The following is a 21,592-nucleotide window of genomic DNA, read 5'->3' on the forward strand; positions in this document are numbered from 1 at the left end:
GGTGGCTCCGCGCTGGGGGTTCAGGAATCAGGATTTGGTGCGGTGGGTGCTGACGAAGTCCGCGAGCGCCCGCACGCTGGCGAAGTGGCGGCGGTTCTCCTTGGAGTCGCTCGCCAGCACGACGCCGTAGGACCGCTGCAACGCGAGTCCCAGCTCCAGGGCGTCGATGGAGTCCAGCCCCAGGCCTTCGACGAACAACGGCGCGGCCGGATCGATGTCGTCCGGTTTGAGGTCTTCGAGGTTCAGCGTCTCGATGACCAGACGCTTGATTTCGTGCTCAAGCTCCAGCATGGCCCTGGCTCTCCCGGGAGAAATGGTCGTGAAGGCGTGTGGTGAGGTGGCGCGCGGCCTTCGCCGCGTCGCCCGCATCCGCGTCCCTGGCGGAGACGGGGATGTCATCCTCCACGCGGATGATGAAGTGCATGGGCTTCGGCGGCACCTTCCACCAGGGCGTGCCCTTGGTGAGGCCCAGCGGCGCGACGCGGATGGTGACGGGCGTGATGTCGCAGGGGCCGCGCACCGCGATGTTGGCGGCGCCGCGCTGCAACTGCATGGGCCCGTGCACGGGCGTGCGCGTGCCCTCCGGGAAGATGATGAGGTTGTTGCCGGCCTTCACGGACGCGATGCAGTCCTGGATGAGCCCGGGCCCGGAGTCGTTGCACAGGTAGCGCGTCGCCCGGATGGGGCCGCGCATGAACGGGTTGTTCGCCAGGCTCGCCTTCACCACGCAGTCCGCGTTGGGCACCAGCGAGATGAGGAACACCACGTCGATGAGCGTCGGGTGGTTGGCCAGGATGAGCAGCCCGGAGCGCGACAGCTTCTCCACCCCTTCCAGCTCGTAGCGCAGCACGCCCAGGAACCGCATGTAGCCGACGAAGAAGCGGAAGGAGTGGTGCACCGCCAGCCGCGCCAGCCGCGTCTGCCGGGCCGGCTCGCGAACGAAGAGCTGGAGCAGCGGGAAGTAGATCAGGCGCAGCGCCAGCCCCCCCAGCCCGAACGTGGCGAAGGACAGGCCGGTGGCGAAGATGCGCCAGAGCCGGTCGAGCTTCTCAAGCATGGCGTTCCCACCGCCAGCTCCGGGCGCCGCCCACCGGGTGCTCCCACCGCCGCGCGCCGGAGACCAGGAAGCGCAGCGCGCGCAGGTCCTCTGGCAGCGACTCCGGCTCCTGTGACGGCGCGTCCAGGGTCCCGGCGTGGCAGCCCAGGTGGATGGAGTCCGGGCCCGTGGCGGCCGTCAGCAGGCACGCCCAGGCGCGCGGGAACTTCCACTCCGCGGCCGGGGAGAAGTGCTGCCAGGGGGCTGGCACCGGCTCGTCGTAGATGACGACCATGACGCGGGGCGCGCCGTCCGCCAGCAGGCCCCCCGCTTCCGTGAAGGCGGCCTCCACCGTCTCCTCGCCCGCGGCGATGGCGCCATAGGCGGAAGTGTCCCCCCGCGCGATGGAGTAGAGCGCGCCAATGGCGTTGTGCACCGACAGGCTGAACGACGTGGGCGACAGCGGCTCCGAGCGCGCCAGCTGCGTGAGCAGCTCCAGCGAGCGGCCCAGGTCCCCGTAGCGGGAGGCGAAGAGCACCGGGGCCTCCGGGGCGTCCGCGTGCGCCTGATACGTGGCCTGGAGGGCGATTCGCCCCAGCCGGTCCACCCGGCGGCGCATCATCGCGGGCATCTCCGTGAGCGCGGGCGTGCCTTCGGCAGGGAGGGGGTGGGGCTTCGCGAGCCAGGTGTCCCAAGCGGCCGGCTCAACGAGGCCAGGGGCCCATGCGGCCCAGCGCTGAACGGTGAATCCCATCATGACGGAGAGGCCCCAAGCGCTCCCAAAGGCAACCCTTACCAAAGCATCCACAGGGAGACAATTGCAGCCCCCAGACGGGCCAGCAGGGGAGCAGGGGGTTGCTTCGCTTTGTGCCCCCACGTCCTTGCAAGCCACCACTTTTGCTGGGGAAACGCGCAATCCGGACTCGGCTTTCAGGAACCAGCAGGTTTGTCCAGGGGGGCCTGCCTCCAGAGCCCCCGCAGGTCGAAAAGACCCCCACGGGTGATTCGGAGCCACCGTGGGCGCCGGGTCGCGTGCGTGCGTTGCCGACGTCGCGGAGGCCCTGCGTATTCACCGTCCCCGCGCGGCCATGCCGGAGCCCCGGCCGGAAGCGCTAAGGTTTTTCTGTTCTTGCTCTGAATCCAGGTTCATGGACGGGAGAGGCGCTCAAGACATGGGACGCATGACGACGTGGAAGCGGGCGGTGGTGGTGCAGGCGGTGTGGCTGTTGGGAGGTACGGGCACCGCGGGCGCGGTGACGCCGACGAACGTGACGAAGGTGGCGCGGGTGACGGGGGCGACGCCCGCGGGGGAGCTGCTGCCCAACCCGAACCAGACGCACACGAACTATGAGGTGTACGGCACGGACCTGGGCATCGTCTGGGACAAGGGCGGCGGGGAGGTGTTCGTCCTGTTCGGGGACACCTTCGGCGTGGGCTGGTGTGGCGACGGCGGGTGCGGGGGAGGGTGGCGCAGCAACGTGCTGGCGCGCTCGGCGGACGCCACGCTGTCCAACGGACTCACCTTCACCGCGATGGTGCAGGACCGCACGAGGCACGCGAAGGAGATCCTCCCGTCGAAGAAGGTGAACAACGACGAGATGACCGTCATCCCCACCGCGGGCGTCACCGTGGGGTCGCGGCACTACATCCACTACATGTCCGTGCACCACTGGGGTGACCCGGGGCAGTGGTTCACGAACCACGCGGGCATCGCGTACTCGGACGACAACGGCCAGAACTGGGTGAAGCACCCGTCGGCCCGCTGGGCGAACAACGCGGCCTGGACGAACCCCTTCCAGATGGCGGCGATGGTGAAGAACGGCGGGTTCGTCTACCTGTTCACCACGCCCAACGGCCGCTTCGGCAACGTGCACCTGGCGCGCGCTCCGGAGGGCGCGCTGCTGGACATCAACGCGTACCGCTACTGGGACGGCAACGGCTGGTCCACGTCGCAGGCGGCGGCGCGGCCCGTGGCGGTCGGCGTCGCGGGAGAGCTGTCCGTCGTCTACAACGCGGCGCTGGGCCGCTTCCTGATGACGTACCTCAACGAGCACCGTCAGGCCGTCGTCCTGCGCGACGCGGGCACGCCGACGGGGCCCTGGAGCGGGGAGAAGGTGCTGGCCACCGGCGCTGCCTTCCCCGGCATCTACAACGCGTTCATCCACCCGTGGGGCCAGAGCGCCACGGAGCTGTACTTCATCTCCTCGCAGTGGACGCCCTACAACACGTTCCTGCTGCGCGCGTCGCTCGCCGCCGACACGCAAGGGGACAACCTGCTGTCGGAGCCGGGCTTCGAGACGCAGGCCGCGACGCCGACGATGGCGCCCTGGTACCTCGCGGGCGGAGGCGGCATCGACCGCGCGCAGGGGCAGGCGCGCACCGGACAGGACAACGGCTTCGTGCGCGGCGGCAGCGGCTGGAACGCGCTCAAGCAGAACGTCGTCGTGCAGCCCCACACGGACTACACGCTCAAGGGGTGGCTGCGGACGTCCTCCAACAACGCGGCGGGCTACTTCGGTGCGCGCGCGGCGGGCAACGGCCCCGTCCTGGGCGAGGCGCCCTTCGGCGCGCTGGCGGCGTGGACCGAGCGCACCGTCACCTTCAACTCCGGCGCGAACACCGTGGTGGAGGTCTACGGCGGCGTCTGGGCGGACGCGGCCGACACCTGGGCGCAGCTGGATGACGTGAGCCTCACGCGGGGCGCGAACCTCGTCGCGCAAGGCGGCTTCGAACAGCAGCCCTCCGGCACGGCCACCTCCCCCTGGTACACGCTGGGCAAGGCGGGCATCGACCGGGGGCTGGGCTTCGCGCGCACGGGCGCGAACAACGCGTGGGTGCGCAACAACACGGGCTGGAACGCCATCAAGCAGGAGGTCGCGGTGACGCCCCACACCCGCTACACGCTGACGGGCTGGGTGAAGACGTCCGCCAACCAGGACGACGGCTACTTCGGCGCGCGCGGGCTCAACAATGGCCCCATCCTCAACGAGGCGCACCTCACCCAGGCCCTGGGCAACTACACGCTCCAGAGCGTCTCGTTCGACTCCGGCCCGAACCACGCCGTGGAGGTGTACGCCGGGACGTGGGCGAACACGGGCGACACCTGGCTCCAGGTGGACGACGTGGCGGTGACGCGAAACTAGCGCTGCGGCTCCGGGCCCCGGGCGGCCAACGTGCCGCTCAGGGCTCGGCGGGGAACAGCGCGCGCAGGTCCTTGAGCGTGCGGGGACTGGCGCCCCGGGGGCCGGTGACCCAGATGATCTCCGGCTCCAGCGCCAGCTCGCGCCAGGCCACCGCGCCGCCGTCGGGCAGCAGCACCTCGCCGTCCAGGCGCACCACCGAGTGGCGCCGCGACACCGCCTCCAGGCCGAACAGCAGCCGCTCCACGTCGCTCCAGCGCGCGGGGGCGAACAGCAGATCCACGTCCGACAGTGGCCGCAGGAAGGGCACGCCCGAGCGCAGCTGCCACGCCAGCGAGCCGAACACCGCCACCGTGAGGTCCAACACGGTGCCCAGCGCGAGGACGTCCTCCAGCGCGGGCTGCCACGCGGCGGGCGCGGAGGCGCGGGCCTCGCCCACGGTGGGCGGCGGCAACACGCGCACCACGGCCGGCAGGGCCACGTGCACCGCCAGGTGACGGCGGTCGGGCAGGGTGAGCCCCAGGCGCAGCTCGTCGTCCTGGTCCGGCATGTCCTGGCGGGCGACCGTGAGGGGCCGGCCCTGGTCGCTCCACGCCTTCACCTGCCGGAGGACGTCCGGGTTCAGCGGTGAGCGCAGGTGCTCCGCCCAGTCGGCGCCCAGGTACACCCAGTCGTGCCGTACCGGACGCTTACCCGGCATCAATGACGGACCCCTCTGCCCGGGCGGAACCCGGGCGCCCTCGCCGGGAGGCTCGCGGACGCGGAAGGAGGGGCGGAGCAACGGAGGCCATCACCACCCGATTCATTACCCGGATTCACGCCCCGGGTGGGGCCCAACCTGCACGCGGCGGCGCGACAGCCGTCCGGCCGTCCTCTGTCCAGCACCTCTCCCCGGAAATCCGGGTGGGAGGCCCTGTGTGAGGAGGCGCCTCGCGGGAGGCGGAGCGCTCCCGTGCCCGGCGTGTAGAACCGGAAACGCGGGGCTAACGGGGCGGGTGGAGCGCGGGGCGCACGGCGCCCACGTGCTGCCGGCGCATGTCGATGAGGATGTCGTAGTTGCGCGGCTCGGGGGCGACCGGGCCGGCGGCGAAGCGGTAGAGGCCTCCGACGTCCGGCTCCCGGGGGAAGCGCTCCTTCACGAGCGCCTTGAGCATCTCCTTGGCCACCCACTCCGCGTCCACGGAGACGGAGCCGAACTCGTCCAGGTAGTGGAAGGGCGCGGTGGAGTCCGCCTGCTTCGCGGTGAGCACGAAGACGCGCGGCCTCTGGGCCGGGACGACGAGGCTCGCGCCTTGCTCCATCAGCGCCAGCTCCCGCCCCTGGGGCAGGGCGAACAGCTCCAGGGACTGCTCGTGCGCGAGGAGCGCGCTGAAGGCCACGAACCCGCTGAGCAGCAGCGTGGCCGCGCGCGGCCCGTACCGGGGCCAGACGGTGCCCAGGTTCACCAGCGACGCGGCGAAGAAGACGGCCCACACGCCGGTGAGCGCGTTGAGCGTGCGGTAGGTGGGCCAGCGCTCGCCAGCGAGGAAGCCCGCCGAGTACGCCGCCGCCGACAGCGTTACCAGCGCCAGCAGCCAGCGCCCCACCCCGGTGAGCCCCGAGCGGCGGCCCTCCACGCCCACGCCCACGCCCAGCAGCGTCAACGTCAGCGCCACCATGCCCCAGTAGCCGTCCATGTCGCCGGGGGCCTCATTGAGCGCGGACAGGGCGAGCGCGTTGGGGAACACGTGCGTGAGCGCCCAGAGGGTCTTGTCCACCCAGTGCTTCTCGAAGGAGAAGCGGGGGGACGCCGTGAAGAGGCCCGTGGCGAACGTCACGCGGGTGATGGCGTAGGCGACCACCAGCCCCACGCCCATCACGACCAGGTGCTTCGCCATCCAGCGCACGGTGTCCTTCAGCGACGCGTCCTTCCGCACCACCACCGCCGCCGCCAGCAGCACCGCGTAGAACAGCCCGCTCACCTGGTAGATGAGCGTCGCGGTGGCCATGGCCCCCACCGCCGCCAGCATCCAGCCCGGCCCCCGCGACGCCCCCTCGTGTTCGTGGCCGATGGCGCGGCGGGCGCACGCGAAGGACACAAGCCCCAGCACCAACGCCACCGCCTGCGGCCAGCAGATGCTCCAGTTGGCGATGACCTGCGCGGACGGCGTCAGCGTCAGGAACGCCGCGAGCAGGGCCGCGGAGCCCGTCCTCCAGCCCTCCTTGCGCAACAGCAGGAAGACCGCCGCCGCCAGCGCGCCCAGCCCGGCCACGCCCAGGAGGCGCAGCCCCATCAACCCGTCGATGCCGCCCGCCGCCTTCGCGGACAGCTCCAGGAGCCAGCCGTACAAGGGGCGGCCCTGCGAGGCGCAGAAGCGGAGGATCTTCCCCGGCTCCTCGCGCGCCTCCCTCAGGATGGCGTAGTCGTCACGCAGGCCGTAGCGGTGGACGACCGCGCTCGAATAGATGAGCCAGGGGAGCAGGAACAGCATCACCACCGTGCCGGGAACCACCAGCGCACGGGGCGTGGGACGCATCATCAACGGAAAGGCCATCGCGGTTGACGCACTGTAGCAGGGCCCTCCCCACGACTCCCGGAGGAACCGGGACACGGCAGCGTTCCAGCGCCACTGAGAAGCGCGGTGTTCCAAGGACTTTCATGCGGCGGTGTCCGGGTTCGCGGAGGCTTCTGCGAACTCCGGTCCCCTGGGCTCGCGCAGCACGGTGAGCACGGGGCGCGCTTCGGTCAGGGAGGGCGTGAAGAGCGAGGGCTGGTCGGGATCCGCGAACACGGTGGCGAAGTCCTCCGCCGTGAGGCCTCGCGCGAGCCGCGCCGCGAAGGAGTCCTTGAGCAGGCGCACGTAGTATTCGACGTCGTAGTCGCGCGGGTCGTCGCCGGCAGGGGAGCCGACCGCGAGCCGGGCCGCGGGTTCGCCCTCCTCCGCGTCCGGCTCCACGAGCAGGCCCGCGCGGCCTCCGGTGGCGCGGTAGATGCGCACGCGCTCGCCCACGGCCCAGCGGTCGCGGCCATTGGTGAGCAGCGCTTCGTAGGACAGCTCACGTCGCTGCTTGCGCGTGGCCAGGTACTGCGCGGGCGACTTCGTCAGCCGCACCTGGGCCGTCACCTCGAAGGTGGGCACCAGCCGCCGCCGCAGCGCCATCACCGCGTCCACCCAGGTGTCCCGCACGGCGCGCACGTCCCCGGCCAGCAGGCCCTGGATGGCGCGGCGCAGGAAGTGCTCGCCATAGGGCTCCGCGCGGCTGGAGCGGAACGCCACGCCGCGCAGGAGCAGCGGCCCCGCGTAGGGGCGCAGCGCGTAGTTCTTCGGCTCGTGCGACAGCATGGAGGCGTAGCGCCCGTCGAACTCCAGCCGCACGCGGGGCGGCAGCAGGGCCGCGACCTCCGACACCACGCGGCGCTCGTCGGCCTCCGTCCACGCCTCCGGCACCGCGAAGTAGACGCCGTCCGTGTCCGCCTCCAGCAGCGTCACGCCCCGGCCCGCCAGCTCCCGGCACAGCAGGCCCAGCACCTCGCGTCCGTGCCGCGTCACCTCGTTGGCGGCGTGCACGTCGGAGAAGCGCGTGAGGCCCACCGCGCCCAGGTAGCCGTAGGCGGAGTTGATGACGATCTTCATCGCCGCGGAGAGCGCCTCGTGCGTGTGGCGCTCCGGCGAGCCGGGCGGGGCCAGCTTCGCCTTCGCCTTGGCGTCCAGCCGCTGATCCACCAGCCGGTCCACCAGCGCGAGCAGCACGTTCAGCCGGTCGCGCTTCGGTCCAATCCGGTACTGGCGCATGAGCGACGGGTAGAGGCTGGCCACGTCCGCCTTCACCACGTGGTGCGCGACGCCGGTGGCGAACAGGTGCAGCGCCGCGCCGCTGTGGGACGTGCCGTCGCCGGACTCGTGCGCCGGGAGCGCCGCGCCCTCGCGCAGGTAGGCGCGCACCAGCAGCGGATCCAGCACGCCGGTGGCCGGGCCCGCGTCCGCCAGCCGCTCGTACCGCCGGGGCGCCATGCGCGCGAGCGCGAACGCCGCGCCACCCAGCAGGTGCGCGAGCCCCGCGGCCTCCGTCACGTCGTCGCGCGCGTAGCGGCGCACCCGCTCCGGATCCTTGCCGAACACCTCGTACACGCGCGCGCCGGGGATGAGCTCGCGCTCGGGCCCGGACAGCCCCAGGTGCCGTGCCACCGCCTTGAGGCCGTGGCCGGGCAGGTCGCGCGCGGAGAAGTCGTGCCGGCGCACGGCGTCCAGCGTGTCGATGAATTCGCGCCCCGGGACGGTGTAGCGCGCGCGGCGCATGGCGTCCGCCTCGCGGCCTCCGGGCCCATGTCCCAGCGCGGCGCCCCGGGCGGAGGGCCGGTGGCGCAGGCCCGGCAGCCCCGCGCGGCCCAGCGCCAGCGGCACGTTCAGTTGCTTCGCGCGCTGGTCCAGGAACGGCAGGTCGAAGCCGTGCAGGTTGTGGTTCTCCACCACGTCCGGGTCCGCCTCCCGGATGCGCGCGACCAGCCGGCGCAGCAGGTCCGCCTCCCCCGCGTCGCCGTCCTGCGTCACCTCCAGCGTCTCCGCGCGGCCTTCGGGGTCCCTCAGCGCGACGAGGAAGATGCGGTCCTTCGTGGGATTGAGGCCGGTGGTCTCCAGGTCGAACTGGAGGCGGCGCAGGTCATCGAAGACGAGGTCGCGGAAGTACGTGCGCCCGGTGGCGACCAGGTATTGCTCCTCCGGGGGCAGCACCAGCACCGCGTGGGGGCCCAGGTCCCGCAGGTGCCCCACGCGCTGGCCCAGCCGCGACGACGCGCCCCGGAGCACCGCGGCCCCCAGCGCCCGGCCGTCGTCCGCGCTCACCTGATAGCGCAGCGCCCCTGGTCCCTCCAGTTCGCGGAACGTCACCGCGCCCGCCGGGGCCCGCGCCCCTTCCGGCTGGAGCGCCGGGCCCAGGTGCTCCAGGTCCTGGAGCGACGCGAGCAGCAGCCAGGGCCGGTAGCGCGCGTCCTCGCGAAGCCTCACGGAGGTGCCCGGCTGGCGCTTCCACACGAAGGCGCGCCCGTCCGGCTCCGCCCACACCGACACGATGCCCGGCGTGGGGTCCCAGCCCCACAACCACGCGTCCTCCTTCGGATGGGCCGGGGGCGGTGGGGCCATGGGGACGGGGTCGGGTCGCGGCGGGATGCGCGCGGCGCTCCCGGTGCTCATAGGCGCGCCGGTGCCGGGTTCGCAAGGGCGGGTGGCGCAAGGCGCGACGGCGCTGTCGAAGGGGCTTCGCATCACGGAGGCTCGGCCCGCAGCTTGAGGCCCCCGGCTGACAGCGGTATGTCAGGATACCCGGACCATGCAGCGCACCGAGCGACTCTTCGCCCTCGCCGAGTACCTGAGGGGCCGCCGCACCGGCGTCACCGCGGAGGTGCTGGCGGAGCGCTTCGGCGTGACGGTGCGGACCATCTACCGCGACCTGGACACGCTGCGCGCCGCGTCCCTGCCAGTGGGGGCGGAGCGGGGCCGGGGCGGGGGCTATGCGCTGGACCGCAGCTACAGCCTGCCGCCGGTGAACTTCACCGCGCGCGAGGCGGCGCTCATCGTGGCGCTGGGCCGCTTCGCCATCGACATGCGGCTGTTGCCCTTCACGGGGACGCTGGAGTCGGCGCTCGACAAGGTGCGCTCGGCCCTGTCCACGTCCGCGCAGCGGGAGCTGCTGGAGCGGCTGCGGGAGCTGACGTTCCTGGGCGTGCCGTCGCTGCCCACGCGCAAGCCCGTGCGCGAGGCGCTGGAGCGCGCGTGGTTCGAACGCCAGCCGCTGCGCATCACCTACGTGGACGGCAACTACCTGGAGACGGTGCGCGAGGTGCGCATCGAGTCCGTGGTGATGGACCGGCACGAGACGCGGCTGGACGCGGTGGACCTCGCGTCCGGCGAACGGCGCCACTTCCGGTTGGACCGCATCACCCGCGCGGAGGCCCTGGGGTGAGGCCGCGAGCCCCGGCTTCGGGGCCGGGCCCGCCGCGGACACGCCTCAGCCGCGCGAGGGGAAGATGCCTTCCATCGCGATGATGAAGTTCACGCAGGTGTACGGGTTCATGATGGGCACTGGCTGGCTGCCGCCAGCGATGCCCACGGCCTGGGGCCCCATCACCGTATTGGGCGTCGTGTTGTAGGGGGTCGGCGTGCTGCCGGGAGGATAGGCGGCGAGGTACGCGCCCTCCGGGCTCTCCGCGTTGCCCTCCTGCATGTTGGCCATCAGCGGGTGGGTGTGCGCGGGCATCTGCGTCGAGATGAGGGTCACGGCCTGCGTGCCGGCGGCCTCGCCCAGGGTGTGCGGTGCCAGGCCGGGGCCCTGGCCGGGCTGCATGGGGAAGCGGCCGCGCAGGTCCGGCAGCGCGAACGTCGTCGTGCCATTGCCGCCGTAGGTCGTGCCCAGGATGGCGAAGAGGGCCTGGTTCTGCGCGATGGGCAGCAGCGCGCCGTTGCAGAGCGCCCAGCCGCGAGGCGCGAAGTCGCCTCCGAACATGATGATTTGACCGAGGTACGGTTCAGACATGGTTCCCCCTGGGTGGGTGTTGGGCGTCGAACAGAACATGCCTCGACTGCCTGAAGAAAGGTCGTGGCGCGTCATTCACGAATCCGACCTGGGGTGTGCGATGCTTCACAGGGCGTGAACGCGTTTCCTCCTACGCTGCACGTCGCCGCACCGCCTGCTGTTGGGGAAGGACCCAATTCATGTCATTTCGATCCTTCGTGCCCCTCCGTGGGGAGTTCTCGGGCTTCCGTGTGTTGTCGCTCTGCGCGACCTTGATGGTGTCCGCTTGCACGGGCCAGACGGGAGATGGGCCCGCCGGCCCCGAGGGTCCTCCGGGAGCGACGGGCCCCGCCGGAGCGATGGGCCCCGCGGGTGAGAAGGGCGAGCCGGGCGAGATCGGTCCGCAGGGCCCGGCGGGTGAGCCGGGTCCCGGCGGAGGGGAGCAAGGACCGCAGGGCGTCCCGGGCCCCACGGGCCCTGCCGGCGCGACGGGAGCGCAGGGGGCGCAGGGGGCCATGGGCCCGATGGGTCCGATGGGGCCCCTCGGTCCGCAGGGCATCGCGGGTCCCACGGGGCCCGCCGGCGCCAAGGGCGACACGGGCGCTGCTGGCGCGAAGGGGGACACGGGCGCTGCTGGCGCGAAGGGGGACAAGGGAGACACGGGCGCGGCGGGTGCCGCCGGTGCGAAGGGTGACACGGGCGCTGCTGGCGCGAAGGGGGACACGGGCGCGGCGGGCGCTGCCGGTGCGAAGGGTGACAAGGGCGACCCGGGTGCGGCCGGTGCGGTCGGCGCGGCGGGGCCCGCTGGAGCGCCGGGTGCCACGGGACCTGCCGGAGCGCCGGGTGCCACGGGGCCGGCCGGAACGCCAGGCGCCGCAGGGCTTCAGGGACCGCAAGGTCCGCAGGGTCCGCAGGGCGCGTCGGGCTCGCAGGGGCTCTATGGCGACGGTTCCGCGGGCGCGTTCAACGTGGGCTCCGGCCAGACGGTGGACCTCACCACCCCCACGGGTGTCTCCCAGCTTCCGGCGGGCTTCAACCTCCAGTTCAGCAGCATCAACATCACGGGCAACCTCATCGTGCCCAGCGGCACGGTGCTGCGCTCCTCGGGTGACATCACCGTGAGCGGGACGGTCACCGTGCGTCCGGGGGCGGAGGACCTGGGCGGCGGTCAGGCTCCCACCGGCGTCGCCCGGACGGCGGCGGGTTCGTACAGCGGTGGCGTGGGGCTCGCGTCGTTCCAGGGCGCCCAGGTGCGGCGGGTCCAGAACACGTCCGGCGGGGCCGGTGCCCGCCTCTACGCGGGCGCGGGCGCGGAGGGTGGTGCTGGTGGTGGCGCGGTGATGCTGGCCGCGCGGGGCAATGTGCGCATCGTCGTCGGTGGCGCCATCAACGCGAACGGGGCCAATGGCGTGAACCCCCAGACGGGGGGCCAGTCCATCGTGGGGACGGGCGGCGGCGGTGGCGGCGTCGTCCTGGTGGCGGCGAAGGGGAACATCACGCTGGGCGGCATCATCCGCGTGCAGGGTGGCAATGGCGCGGATGGTTTCAACGGCAACGCCGGCACGGGTGAGGGCGGTGGCGGTGGCGGTGGCGGTGGCATCGTCCACTTCATCGCTTCCGCGACCCCCAGCGTGACGGGGACCGTGGTGGTGACAGGCGGTGGGGCGGGGGCCAACGCGGCAGCGCAGACGGGGAGCAGCATCCTCACGGCGGGCGGCGGCGGAGGCAGCGGTGGCTCGGGAGGCAATGGCGGTGGCATCATCCCGGGCACGACCACGAACGGGAACGCCAGCGCGGGCACGGGCGGCTACTTCCTCCAGACGGTCGCCCCCGAGCCGGAGTCGCTGCTGGGCCTGTAGTCGATGGGGCCCTGCCCGGAGCCGGCCTTCACCTGGGACCGGTTCCGGAGTCGCCCTCCGGCGCCCGCCAATGCAGCTCCAGGTACGGTGACGCCGGGTCGCTCCCTGGCACGGGCAGGAACCCGTGCCGGGTGTAGAGCCGCAGCGCCGGATTGTCGCGCGTGACGTTCAGCCGCACGGGCACGCGCGCCCGAGCTGCCTCCTCCTGAATCGCGCACAGCAGCCGCGTGCCCAGCCCCTGGCCCCGGTGCGAGGGCAGCAGGGCCATGTCCACCAACAGCGTCTCCGCTTGCGTGCGCACCAGCCACTGGCGGCCCACGGGCGCTCCGTCCACCTCGATGAGGGCGTGGCCTTCCGGGGCGTAGAGGGCGGCGTAGTGACGCGCCTGGGCCTGGTACTGCGTGCGCAGGAAGATCTCCTGCTGCGCCGGGTTCCAGCCCCAGGCGGCCAGTTCCTGGGCACGCGTGCTCGCGTAGAGCGTGAAGAGGAAGCCGTCGTCCCCGGGCGTGACGGGCCGCAAGTGGGGTGTGAAGGGCACGGGAGTCGTCACGGAGCAGGCTCCTCCTCGGGTGCACGCCAGGACATCCGGCGCGCGGGCAGGGGAACCGTATCCCCTCCGGAAGCTGCAAGGCACATCGCGCGCCCTCCATCATGAGCCTTGCAGGTCGCTGACCGCCGGGGTGCCGGGGCTTCGTGGTCCCCGCCTGCATCGGCGGTGGTCGTCCGAACGCGCAACTCCGCCCTCCGGCCCGGCACCACCTCCCCCTTCCGACGGCCTGTGGAGCACTTCGACCCCGCCGGCCACGTCACCTCCGCTCGCCTGTCCGTGGGAGGGCACGCCCGGGACTCCTGGCTGAGCCGTCCCATGCGGTGTCTCAGGCCTTCTTCTTCGCGCGCCGGGTCGCGGGCTTGCGCGAGGTGGAAGGCGTGCCCTTCTTCGCCCTCACGCTGCGGGCCGCCGCCACGGTCCGCGTCTTCTTTCCCCCGGTGCGCTTCGCCGCCACGGCGGTGCGAGTCTTCCTCACGCCGCCGCGCTTCGCCGCCGGACCCGAGCGCTCCTTCGCCGCGTGGTAGCGCTCCAGCAGCCGGGCCCCCTTGTCCGCGAGCTTCTTCGCCCCGGCGGTGTCGCGAGGCACCGGCTCTCCCCATGCACGGGCGGACAATGCCAGTCGCGTGGGTTTGCCCTTCGCATCCACCATGGGGCCCCGAGGGTGGGTGAAGTGACGGCGCAGGAAGCTGCCCTTGCGGCGCATCTTCTCCGGCGTGTCTGCCTTGCCCTTCACGCCCGGCTTGAGGTTCGCGCCTTCCTTGTCATGGAACCAGGCGCGGCCCGCATCGGTCAGTCCGCCCTGGGGGTCCTTCAGCGTCCGGCCGCGGGTGACGCGCTTGCGGACAGGGGAACGGGTCGGCATCGGCTCTCCTCCTCATGAGGCATGGGCCCACGTGGGCTCCACGGGAGAAGAGGTAGGTCTTCCCGACCGCGATGGCACGGCGCCCCCAGGGGCCTCCCTGCCTGCCCCCCTTCCCGGCGGTGTCTGGTTTGGGAAAGAATGGCCGCGCCTCCTCCGGAGCGCGGCCCCGCCCTGGATTCCACCCGCTGTCTGGGCGAACGCGCCCATGGAATGCCAATGACTCCCACGCTGCCGCAGAACGCCCCCGGTGTTGAGCAGGAGAAGCGCAAGCAGCAGCTTGCCCAACTCCAGACGGAGTACGTCTACGACTTCACCACGCGCGTCCAGCCCCTGGGCGTCGCCCAGTCCGTGCCCGCGGGGCAGGGCTTCGCCTTTGTCTGGACCCTGGGCGTGTTGAACCAGGCGCTTGGCATTACGGGAAACCTCATCTCCATGGGCTCGCACCTGTTCGAGTCGGCGGCCTCCCTCGCGAAGAAGCTGGAGGACTTCACCGAGGAGGAGCTCCACCGGGCCGAAAAGGCCTACCTGGAGCTCAAGACCCACCACCTGAACCTCTCGCGACTCTTCGACCAGACCCACGTCATCTCCGCGCCGGCCAGCGCCGTGGCGCTGGCGGGGGTGGCCTCGGGCCAGGGGCTCGCGACGGGAACGGGCCCGTCGCTCGCCATCGACCTGGGCGGCGGCGGTGGCACCCGGACGTCCACCGCCTCCCCGCTGACCCCGCGCGACCAGCCGGCGGCACCCGCCTCGCTGGAGCAGTTCGCGGAGGGGCTCAAGGACTCCCTGGGCCACCTGTCGGAGTTCCTGGGTGACACCGCCTTTGATCTGCTCCTGCGCGTCATCGGTCAGTACGGCCAGGCGAAGAACCTCCAGGGCTACCAGTCGCAGTTCCAACTGCTGCCCATGACCCCGGGGGCGGGCGCCGCGCTGGATGACGTCATGTTCGCGCGCCTGCGGGTCGCGGGTCCCAACCCCGTGGTGCTCCGCCGCCTGTCCAGGCCCGATGCGCGCTTCCCGGTGACGGAGGCGCAGTTCCGCTCGACGATGGGGCCGGACGACAGCCTCGCCGCGGCCATGGGCGAAGGGCGCGTGTACCTGGCGGACTACGCGGTGCTCGAAGGGCTGAAGGGGGGCACCTTCCCGAAGCAGAAGTACGTCTGCGCGCCGCTGGCCCTCTTCGCGGTGCCCCGCGCGGGCGAAGCGGATCGGCTGCTGCGGGCCGTGGCCATCCAGTGCTCCCAGACGCCGGGGCCCTCCACGCCCGTCGTCACGCCCGCGGAGGGGCTGGGCTGGCAGGTCGCCCGGCTCTTCCTCCAGGTGGCGGACGGCACCTGGCACGAGATGATCAGCCACCTGGGGCTCACCCACCTGCTGACGGAGGCCTTCACCCTCGCCACCGCGCGGCAGCTTCCGCCGGAGCACCCGCTCCAGGTCCTGCTGACGCCCCACTTCCAGGGCACGCTCGCCATCAACAACGCGGCGGTGGAGTCGCTCATCGCGCCGGGCGGCTTCGTGGACCGCCTGCTGCCGGGCACCATCGAAGCGTCCGCGTCCCTGGCGGTGCAGGCCGTGGAGGGCCTGCGCTTCAACCAGGAGCTGTTCCCTCGCACCTTCGCCAACCGGGGCGTGGACGATGCGCAGGCGTTCCCGGACTACCCGTACCGGGATGACGGGCTGCTCGTCTGGGCGTCGCTCCATCAATGGGTGTCGGACTACGTGTCGCTCTATTACGGCTCGGACGCGGACGTGTCGGCGGACTACGAGCTCCAGGCGTGGTTGAAGGAGCTGGCCTCGCCCCAGGGCGGCCGGTTGCAGGACATCGGCGAGGGCGGGAGCCTGCGGACCCGCGGCTACCTCGCGGACCTGGTGACGATGATCATCTTCACCGCGAGCGCGCAGCACGCCGCGGTGAACTTCCCCCAGTCCTACGTCATGTCCTTCACGCCGTCCCTGCCGCTGGCGGCCTACGCGCCCCTGCCTGGCGCGCCGCTCGTCGCGGAGCCCGCGAACATCGACGCGCTCCTCGCGTACCTGCCGCCGCTCCAGCAGGCCTTCTCGCAGCAGACGCTGATGACGCTGCTGGGCAGCGTGTACTTCGGCTCGCTCGGGTCCTATGACCGGTACAGCGCAGGGCCCTACTTCCAGGACCCGCGCGTGGCGGTCCCCCTGAAGGACTTCCAGCAGCGGCTCGGGGAGGTGGAGGCGACCATCGCGCGCCGCAACCTGCGCCGCATCCCGTACCGCTCGCTGCTCCCCTCGGAGATTCCGCAGAGCATCAACATCTGATGCATGTCCGCCGCCGGGGGCCTCGTGCCCCCGGGGGCCGCTTCCGCTACTTCGCCTCGCGAACCCCCAGCGAGTCGGCCAGCGCGCGAATCGCCCGGGCATGGCCGTGGAACAGGTCGCCCTCCGGGAACACCTCCACCGTCCGCTGGGGAGGCGCGCCGCGCGCCTCGAAGTCCTCTCCCCGCGCGTCGGTGTAGTGCTCGTTCGACAGGTGGACCGTCCAGCCATTCGGCAGCGGCTTGACGAGCACGTCGGAGAAGCTGCCCCGCGTGCGGGTGCCCACGTGGACCACCTGGGGCAGGGCGCGCATCGCCAGCGTGAAGACCTCACCGGCGCTGACCGTGACGTCGCTGGTCACCAGGTGGACGGGCCCGTGGAACGCCGGACGCGACGTGGGTGCGAGGATGAACGCCTGGGGCGCAACGTCCTTCGCCCCGTGCGCCCACTTGGAATACGCAAGCCGGAGCCGGTCCGCGAAGCGCGCCGCGATGGCCCGCGCGACGACGTCATGGCCTCCCCGGTTGTTGCTCACGTCCACGATGACCGCCGTGGCCCCGGCGAAGGCGGCCATCGCCTCATCCAGCACCGGCTCCAGCGCGGCCAGCTCCTGCTCCGGCGTCGCGTCGCCTCCCTCGGTCGCGGCGACGAAGCCGCCCATCGTCATCACGTTGAGGTAGCCGACGCCCGGCGCGGCGAAGCCCCAGAACACGCGCTGGTTCGCGACGTGGTGTCCCTGACCGCGCAGCACCTGATGGAGCACTCCGTCGCGGTAGGCGCCCAACCACTGCTTCTGCACGGCCTTCGCGGTGCGCCCCGTCCGCCGGGCCTCCTGCTCCAGGAGCGCGAACGTGCCCGTGGCGGGCTCCTCGTACGTCAGCGTGTCGGACGAAGCGTCATCCGGCACCAGCGCCACGTGCGCATCGCCCAGCGTCCGCAGGGCCTCCGCGAAGAGCGTGAACAACGCCCGGCCCTCCATGTCCGGCGACACCCGGGGCCGCTCCGCCTCCAGCCGCGCCAGCCAGTCCGGGCCCCGCTGGGGAAAGTAGGCATAGTGCTCCGCGAAGGTCGCCTGGAACACGTCGAACAGCTCCGGCGCGCTCCACGCGTGGGGGGCGTCGCAGCCGGCGGGAAGCGCGGCCACGCGGTCGAATCGGTAGCGCGTCTCCCCCGGCGCGGCGAGGAAGTCCCGGACGTCCCCTGAGGGCCCCGGCTCCTGGGTGCCGAACAGCGCCTTCAGCTCCGACGACGACGCCGGATCCGGATGGCACCCGGCCGCCGTCTCGTGGTGCAGGCGCAGGCCCTCCGGCGTCACCGACAGCAGCCACCCATACCCCCGGGACCGCCACACCTCCGGAGCGGATCCGCTGACGGGGCCCGCCGGAGCGCGCGCCGTGGCGCACGCGGTCAGCAGGCCCGCGAGGAGGAGGGGCGCGAAACGAGGAAGCGCACGGAGGCGGGGCGGAGCGTTCATGGCAATCATGCTTCCTTCAACATCCGACATCCCCTGGCGCACGGGGCAGGCTGGGACAAACGGTGCGCTATAAGCCCCACGCGGGGTGCCGGTGCGGGGCCCGCGACGGGGAGTCCTCATGGGTGGCATCGCTCGGAAGCTGGGATGGGGGCTGGTGGCCGTGGCCGGGGCGTTCAGCCTGGGCGTGGTGGCGCTGCACCGGGGGGAGTCCATCAACGCCATCTGGCTGGTGGTCGCCTCGGTCGCGGTGTTCATGCTGGGATATCGTTTCTACGGCCGGTTCATTGCCGAAAAAGCGCTGCGCTTGGACCCCACGCGCGCCACCCCCGCCGAGCGTCGCAATGACGGCCTGGACTACGTGCCCACCGACAAGTGGGTGGTGTTCGGCCACCACTTCGCGGCCATCGCGGGCGCGGGGCCGCTCGTGGGCCCGGTGCTGGCCGCCCAGATGGGCTACCTGCCCGGCACGCTGTGGATCCTCGTGGGCGTGGTGGTGGCGGGCGCGGTGCAGGACTTCATGACGCTGTTCCTGTCCGTCCGCCGCGACGGCAAGTCGCTGGGCGACATGGTGCGCATGGAGCTGGGGCCGGCCGCCGGCGTGACGGCGATGGTGGGCGTGCTGATGATCATGATGATCATCCTCGCGGTGCTGGCGCTGGTGGTGGTCAAGGCGCTGACGCACAGCCCCTGGGGCACCTTCACCGTGGCCATGACCATCCCCATCGCGGTGCTGATGGGCCTGTATTTGCGCTACGTGCGCCCCGGCAAGGTGCTGGAGGTGTCCATCGTCGGCTTCGTGCTCCTGATGCTCAGCATCTTCCTGGGAGGCCTGGTGTCGGAGTCCGCCACCTGGGCGCCCTGGTTCACCTTCGACAGCAAGGCGCTGGCGTGGATGCTCATCGGCTACGGGTTCTGCGCGGCGGTGCTGCCGGTGTGGCTGCTGCTCGCGCCGCGCGACTACCTGTCCACCTTCCTCAAGATTGGCACCGTGCTGCTCCTGGCGGTGGGCATCGCGCTGGCGGCGCCGGAGCTGCGCATGCCGGCGGTGACGAAGTTCGTGGACGGCTCCGGCCCCGTGTTCTCCGGCAGCCTGTTCCCCTTCCTGTTCATCACCATCGCGTGCGGCGCGGTGTCCGGGTGGCACTCGCTCATCGCGTCGGGCACCACGCCCAAGATGCTGGCCAACGAGGGCGACGCGCGCATGGTGGGCTATGGCGCCATGTTGATGGAGGCCTTCGTCGCCATCATGGCGCTCATCGCCGCGTCGGTGCTGGACCCGGGCGTCTACTTCGCCATGAACTCGCCCGCGGCGCTCATCGGCACCACGGCGACGCAGGCGGCGCAGACGCTCAGCCAGTGGGGCTTCGTCATCACCCCGGACGTCCTGGAGCAGACGGCCCGCGACATCGGTGAGACGACCATCCTGTCCCGCGCGGGCGGCGCGCCGACGCTGGCGGTGGGCATGGCGCAGATCCTCCACGGGCTCGTGTCCGGGCAGGGGATGATGGCCTTCTGGTACCACTACGCCATCCTCTTCGAGGCGCTCTTCATCCTCACCACCGTGGACGCCGGCACGCGCGTGGGCCGCTTCATGATTCAGGAACTGGCGGGCCTCGTGTACGCGCCCCTGAAGCGCACGGAGTCCTGGGGCGCCAACCTGCTGGCCACCGCCGTGTGCGTGGGCGCCTGGGGCTACTTCCTCTACCAGGGCGTGGTGGATCCGCTGGGCGGCATCAACACGCTGTGGCCGCTGTTCGGCATCGCCAACCAGATGCTCGCCGCCGTGGCGCTCACGCTGGGGTGCGTGGTGCTCATGAAGATGAAGCGCGAGCGCTACGTCTGGGTGCCCGGCATCCCCGCCGCGTGGCTGGTGCTGTGCACGCTCACCGCCGGCTTCCAGAAGGTCTTCGGAGGCGACGTGCGCGTGAGCTTCGTCGCCCACGCCAGGGCCTTCTCCCGCGCGGTGGACGAAGGCCGCGTCATCGCCCCCGCGAAGTCCCTGGAGGAGATGGAGCAGATCATCCGGAACGACTACCTGGACGCCGGCCTCACCGTGTTCTTCATGGCCGTGGTGGTCGCGACGCTCCTCTTCGGCGTGCGCGCCGTCCTCGCGGCCCGGCGCTCCTCGGAGGCCACCGCGCAGGAGACGCCCTACGTGGCCGCCGCCACGGGGGAGCGCTGATGCCAGGCTTCGTCCAGACGCTCCAGCAGGCCTGGCGCAAGGCCGTGCGCATCGCGCGGCAGATGATTGGCGTGCCCGACTACGACACCTATGTCGCCCACATGAACCGTCACCATCCGGACAGCGCGGTGATGACCTATGCGGAGTTTTTCAACGACCGCCTCCAGGCCCGCTACCGGGGCGGCGGAGGCCGCTGCTGCTGAAGCGATGAGTCGTTGAGGTTTACGGGAAAAACTGCTTGATGGGTTTTTGCGGGTTCGGCCCGTCAAACCCATGATGCAGGAGTCTTCCTTGTCTTTCATCGCAACACCGTTCCGGACGTTGGCGCTGGGCGCCGTGATTCTCGCCTCGCTGGGGGCCTGCGCGGGCCCCGGGGACGTGGCCCCGGCCGAAGAGTCGCCGGGCGTGGTGGAGTCCCCGGCGCTGGCGACGCGGGTGGTGGGCTACCTGCCGACGTGGGCGGGGAACGTGGACACGCTGCCGTACGACAAGCTCAGCCACATCAACTACGCGTTCGCGCTGCCCACGGCGCAGGGCGGGCTCACGGGCGTGAGCAGCTCGGATGCGCGGCTGCGCTCGCTGGTGACGAAGGCGCACGCGCAGGGCGTGAAGGTGCTCATCGCGGTGGGCGGCTGGAACGACGGCAACGACAGCGCCTTTGAACAGATGGCCGCGAACGCGAGCACGCGCACCGCGTTCGTGAACTCGGTGGTGAACTTCGTCAACGCCACCGGCCTGGACGGCGTGGACATCGACTGGGAATACCCGGACCCCGGCACGTCGGGGAACAACTACGCGCTGCTCATGCGCGAGCTGGGCACGGCGATGCACAGCCGGGGCAAGCTCCTGACGGCGGCGGTGGTGGCGCTCGGCTACACGGGCGGCGGCGTGCCCGCGTCGGTGTTCAGCGACGTCGACTTCCTCAACCTCATGGCCTACGACGGCGGCCAGCCGCACTCGACCTATGACCTGGCGGTCCAGTCGCTGAACTACTGGAAGGGGCGCGGGCTGCCGGCGTCCAAGGCCGTGCTGGGCGTGCCGTTCTACGGCCGCTCGCCGTCCAGCTACGTAGGGTACTCGGAGCTGGTCGCGCGCGACTCGCAGGCCCCCTACAAGGACAACGTGGGGGACGTCTATTACAACGGCATCGCCACCATCCAGGCGAAGACGCGGCTGGGGATGCAGAACGGCGGCGTGATGATCTGGGAGCTGAGCCAGGACACGTCCGGGAGCACGTCGCTGCTCAACGCCATCTATTCGGTGGCGCAGGGCACGGGCGGCACCAACGTGTACCGGCTGGTGAACAAGGCCTCCGGGCGCTGCGTGGACATCTCCGGCCCCAGCACGGCGGACGGCGCCATCCTCCACCAGTGGACCTGCCACACCGGCCCCAGCCAGCAGTGGTCCATGGAGGCCACGGACAGCGGCTACTTCCGCTTCGTGTCGCGCCACAGCGGCAAGGCGCTGGACGTGCGGGACGCGAGCGGCGCGGACGGCGCGGGCTTCCAGCAGTGGACGTACTCCGGCGGCGCCAACCAGCAGTTCAAGCCGGTGGCCCTGGGCAACGGCTACGTCCGGCTGGAGGCGCGGCACAGCGGCAAGGTGCTGGACGTGACGGGCTGCCAGGGCGGCAGCGGTGACGGCACGCTGCTCCAGCAGTGGACGTGGTCCAACAACGACTGCCAGCAGTTCCGGATGGAAGCGCGGTAGTCCCGCCGGA

Annotated in this window: 17 protein-coding genes; 7 read left to right on the forward strand and 10 right to left on the reverse strand. The window is 71.7% G+C overall.

The features are described from left to right. Nucleotides 1-27: 27 nt before the first annotated feature. From OV207_RS31450 to OV207_RS31460, 3 genes are read right to left on the reverse strand one after another with little or no spacing between them, the layout of a single operon-like run. Entirely contained in the window at nt 28-291 is a 264-nt protein-coding gene (locus tag OV207_RS31450) for a phosphopantetheine-binding protein (RefSeq protein WP_193430476.1), read from the reverse strand. Next, on the reverse strand, nt 278-1,057 hold the full coding sequence (locus OV207_RS31455) for a lysophospholipid acyltransferase family protein (protein WP_193430477.1): 780 nt from the start codon (nt 1,055-1,057) through the stop codon (nt 278-280). The genes OV207_RS31450 and OV207_RS31455 overlap by 14 nt, the downstream gene beginning before the upstream one ends. After that, nucleotides 1,050-1,793 (reverse strand): beta-ketoacyl synthase chain length factor, encoded by a 744-nt coding sequence (locus tag OV207_RS31460; RefSeq protein WP_267558699.1) that lies wholly within the window; start codon nt 1,791-1,793, stop codon nt 1,050-1,052. The genes OV207_RS31455 and OV207_RS31460 overlap by 8 nt, the downstream gene beginning before the upstream one ends. A gap of 424 nt (nt 1,794-2,217) precedes the next feature. On the opposite strand from OV207_RS31460, the gene OV207_RS31465 reads away from it, so the two are divergent. Then, nucleotides 2,218-4,179, forward strand: coding sequence for a DUF4185 domain-containing protein (locus tag OV207_RS31465; RefSeq protein WP_267558700.1), 1,962 nt, complete (start codon nt 2,218-2,220; stop codon nt 4,177-4,179). A 37-nt stretch (nt 4,180-4,216) separates the two neighbouring features. Here the strand turns inward: OV207_RS31465 and mdcG are convergent, their stop codons facing one another. The 3 genes from mdcG to OV207_RS31480 form a co-directional block, all read right to left on the reverse strand. Then, a complete protein-coding gene (gene mdcG, locus OV207_RS31470) occupies nt 4,217-4,876 on the reverse strand; it encodes a malonate decarboxylase holo-[acyl-carrier-protein] synthase (protein WP_193430480.1) in 660 nt (219 codons plus the stop codon). 283 nt (nt 4,877-5,159) lie between these two features. After that, on the reverse strand, nt 5,160-6,695 hold the full coding sequence (locus OV207_RS31475) for a hypothetical protein (RefSeq protein WP_267558701.1): 1,536 nt from the start codon (nt 6,693-6,695) through the stop codon (nt 5,160-5,162). A 117-nt stretch (nt 6,696-6,812) separates the two neighbouring features. Then, nucleotides 6,813-9,293, reverse strand: a complete 2,481-nt coding sequence (locus tag OV207_RS31480) for a ribonuclease H-like domain-containing protein (RefSeq protein ID WP_267558741.1) — start codon at nt 9,291-9,293, stop codon at nt 6,813-6,815. Nucleotides 9,294-9,480: 187 nt separating this feature from the next. Between OV207_RS31480 and OV207_RS31485 the strand changes: the two genes are divergently transcribed. Continuing rightward, entirely contained in the window at nt 9,481-10,113 is a 633-nt protein-coding gene (locus OV207_RS31485; protein ID WP_193430483.1) for a helix-turn-helix transcriptional regulator, read from the forward strand. A 45-nt stretch (nt 10,114-10,158) separates the two neighbouring features. Here OV207_RS31485 and OV207_RS31490 read toward each other — a convergent pair whose 3' ends face one another. Further along, a complete protein-coding gene (locus OV207_RS31490; protein ID WP_267558702.1) occupies nt 10,159-10,683 on the reverse strand; it encodes a phage tail protein in 525 nt (174 codons plus the stop codon). 512 nt (nt 10,684-11,195) lie between these two features. On the opposite strand from OV207_RS31490, the gene OV207_RS31495 reads away from it, so the two are divergent. Continuing rightward, the gene (locus OV207_RS31495; RefSeq protein ID WP_267558703.1) at nt 11,196-12,521 is read left to right on the forward strand and encodes a collagen-like triple helix repeat-containing protein; all 1,326 of its coding nucleotides are present in this window, start codon (nt 11,196-11,198) and stop codon (nt 12,519-12,521) included. A gap of 28 nt (nt 12,522-12,549) precedes the next feature. On the opposite strand, the gene OV207_RS31500 is transcribed toward OV207_RS31495, so the two are convergent. Both OV207_RS31500 and OV207_RS31505 read right to left on the reverse strand, forming a co-directional pair. Beyond that, nucleotides 12,550-13,071: a GNAT family N-acetyltransferase gene (locus OV207_RS31500; protein ID WP_267558704.1), complete on the reverse strand. Its 522-nt coding sequence runs from the start codon at nt 13,069-13,071 to the stop codon at nt 12,550-12,552. Between the two features lie 325 nt (nt 13,072-13,396). Continuing rightward, entirely contained in the window at nt 13,397-13,933 is a 537-nt protein-coding gene (locus OV207_RS31505) for a DUF6321 domain-containing protein (RefSeq protein ID WP_267558705.1), read from the reverse strand. 216 nt (nt 13,934-14,149) lie between these two features. Here OV207_RS31505 and OV207_RS31510 point away from each other — a divergent pair, with 216 nt between their 5' ends. Then, on the forward strand, nt 14,150-16,219 hold the full coding sequence (locus tag OV207_RS31510; protein ID WP_267558706.1) for a lipoxygenase family protein: 2,070 nt from the start codon (nt 14,150-14,152) through the stop codon (nt 16,217-16,219). 46 nt (nt 16,220-16,265) lie between these two features. Here the strand turns inward: OV207_RS31510 and OV207_RS31515 are convergent, their stop codons facing one another. Next, nucleotides 16,266-17,690, reverse strand: a complete 1,425-nt coding sequence (locus OV207_RS31515; RefSeq protein WP_267558707.1) for a S41 family peptidase — start codon at nt 17,688-17,690, stop codon at nt 16,266-16,268. 118 nt (nt 17,691-17,808) lie between these two features. On the opposite strand from OV207_RS31515, the gene OV207_RS31520 reads away from it, so the two are divergent. From OV207_RS31520 to OV207_RS31530, 3 genes are all read left to right on the forward strand, one after another. Beyond that, nucleotides 17,809-19,872 (forward strand): carbon starvation CstA family protein, encoded by a 2,064-nt coding sequence (locus OV207_RS31520; protein ID WP_267558708.1) that lies wholly within the window; start codon nt 17,809-17,811, stop codon nt 19,870-19,872. Next, a complete protein-coding gene (locus OV207_RS31525) occupies nt 19,872-20,075 on the forward strand; it encodes a YbdD/YjiX family protein (RefSeq protein WP_193430490.1) in 204 nt (67 codons plus the stop codon). Before OV207_RS31520 ends, OV207_RS31525 begins: the two co-directional genes overlap by 1 nt. A gap of 88 nt (nt 20,076-20,163) precedes the next feature. Further along, entirely contained in the window at nt 20,164-21,582 is a 1,419-nt protein-coding gene (locus OV207_RS31530) for an RICIN domain-containing protein (RefSeq protein WP_267558709.1), read from the forward strand. Nucleotides 21,583-21,592: the final 10 nt, after the last annotated feature.

The organism is Corallococcus sp. BB11-1 (assembly GCF_026626625.1).
GTDB classification, from domain to species: Bacteria; Myxococcota; Myxococcia; order Myxococcales; family Myxococcaceae; genus Corallococcus; species Corallococcus soli.

What these genes read in the sequence shown, in the direction of transcription:
- OV207_RS31450 (WP_193430476.1), bottom strand. Translation starts at nt 291, where the DNA reads ATGCTGGAGCTTGAGCACGAAATCAAGCGTCTGGTCATCGAGACGCTG.
- OV207_RS31455 (WP_193430477.1), bottom strand. Translation starts at nt 1,057, where the DNA reads ATGCTTGAGAAGCTCGACCGGCTCTGGCGCATCTTCGCCACCGGCCTG.
- OV207_RS31460 (WP_267558699.1), bottom strand. Translation starts at nt 1,793, where the DNA reads ATGATGGGATTCACCGTTCAGCGCTGGGCCGCATGGGCCCCTGGCCTC.
- OV207_RS31465 (WP_267558700.1), top strand. Translation starts at nt 2,218, where the DNA reads ATGACGACGTGGAAGCGGGCGGTGGTGGTGCAGGCGGTGTGGCTGTTG.
- mdcG (WP_193430480.1), bottom strand. Translation starts at nt 4,876, where the DNA reads ATGCCGGGTAAGCGTCCGGTACGGCACGACTGGGTGTACCTGGGCGCC.
- OV207_RS31475 (WP_267558701.1), bottom strand. Translation starts at nt 6,695, where the DNA reads ATGATGCGTCCCACGCCCCGTGCGCTGGTGGTTCCCGGCACGGTGGTG.
- OV207_RS31480 (WP_267558741.1), bottom strand. Translation starts at nt 9,293, where the DNA reads ATGGCCCCACCGCCCCCGGCCCATCCGAAGGAGGACGCGTGGTTGTGG.
- OV207_RS31485 (WP_193430483.1), top strand. Translation starts at nt 9,481, where the DNA reads ATGCAGCGCACCGAGCGACTCTTCGCCCTCGCCGAGTACCTGAGGGGC.
- OV207_RS31490 (WP_267558702.1), bottom strand. Translation starts at nt 10,683, where the DNA reads ATGTCTGAACCGTACCTCGGTCAAATCATCATGTTCGGAGGCGACTTC.
- OV207_RS31495 (WP_267558703.1), top strand. Translation starts at nt 11,196, where the DNA reads ATGGGGCCCCTCGGTCCGCAGGGCATCGCGGGTCCCACGGGGCCCGCC.
- OV207_RS31505 (WP_267558705.1), bottom strand. Translation starts at nt 13,933, where the DNA reads ATGCCGACCCGTTCCCCTGTCCGCAAGCGCGTCACCCGCGGCCGGACG.
- OV207_RS31510 (WP_267558706.1), top strand. Translation starts at nt 14,150, where the DNA reads ATGACTCCCACGCTGCCGCAGAACGCCCCCGGTGTTGAGCAGGAGAAG.
- OV207_RS31515 (WP_267558707.1), bottom strand. Translation starts at nt 17,690, where the DNA reads ATGAACGCTCCGCCCCGCCTCCGTGCGCTTCCTCGTTTCGCGCCCCTC.
- OV207_RS31520 (WP_267558708.1), top strand. Translation starts at nt 17,809, where the DNA reads ATGGGTGGCATCGCTCGGAAGCTGGGATGGGGGCTGGTGGCCGTGGCC.
- OV207_RS31525 (WP_193430490.1), top strand. Translation starts at nt 19,872, where the DNA reads ATGCCAGGCTTCGTCCAGACGCTCCAGCAGGCCTGGCGCAAGGCCGTG.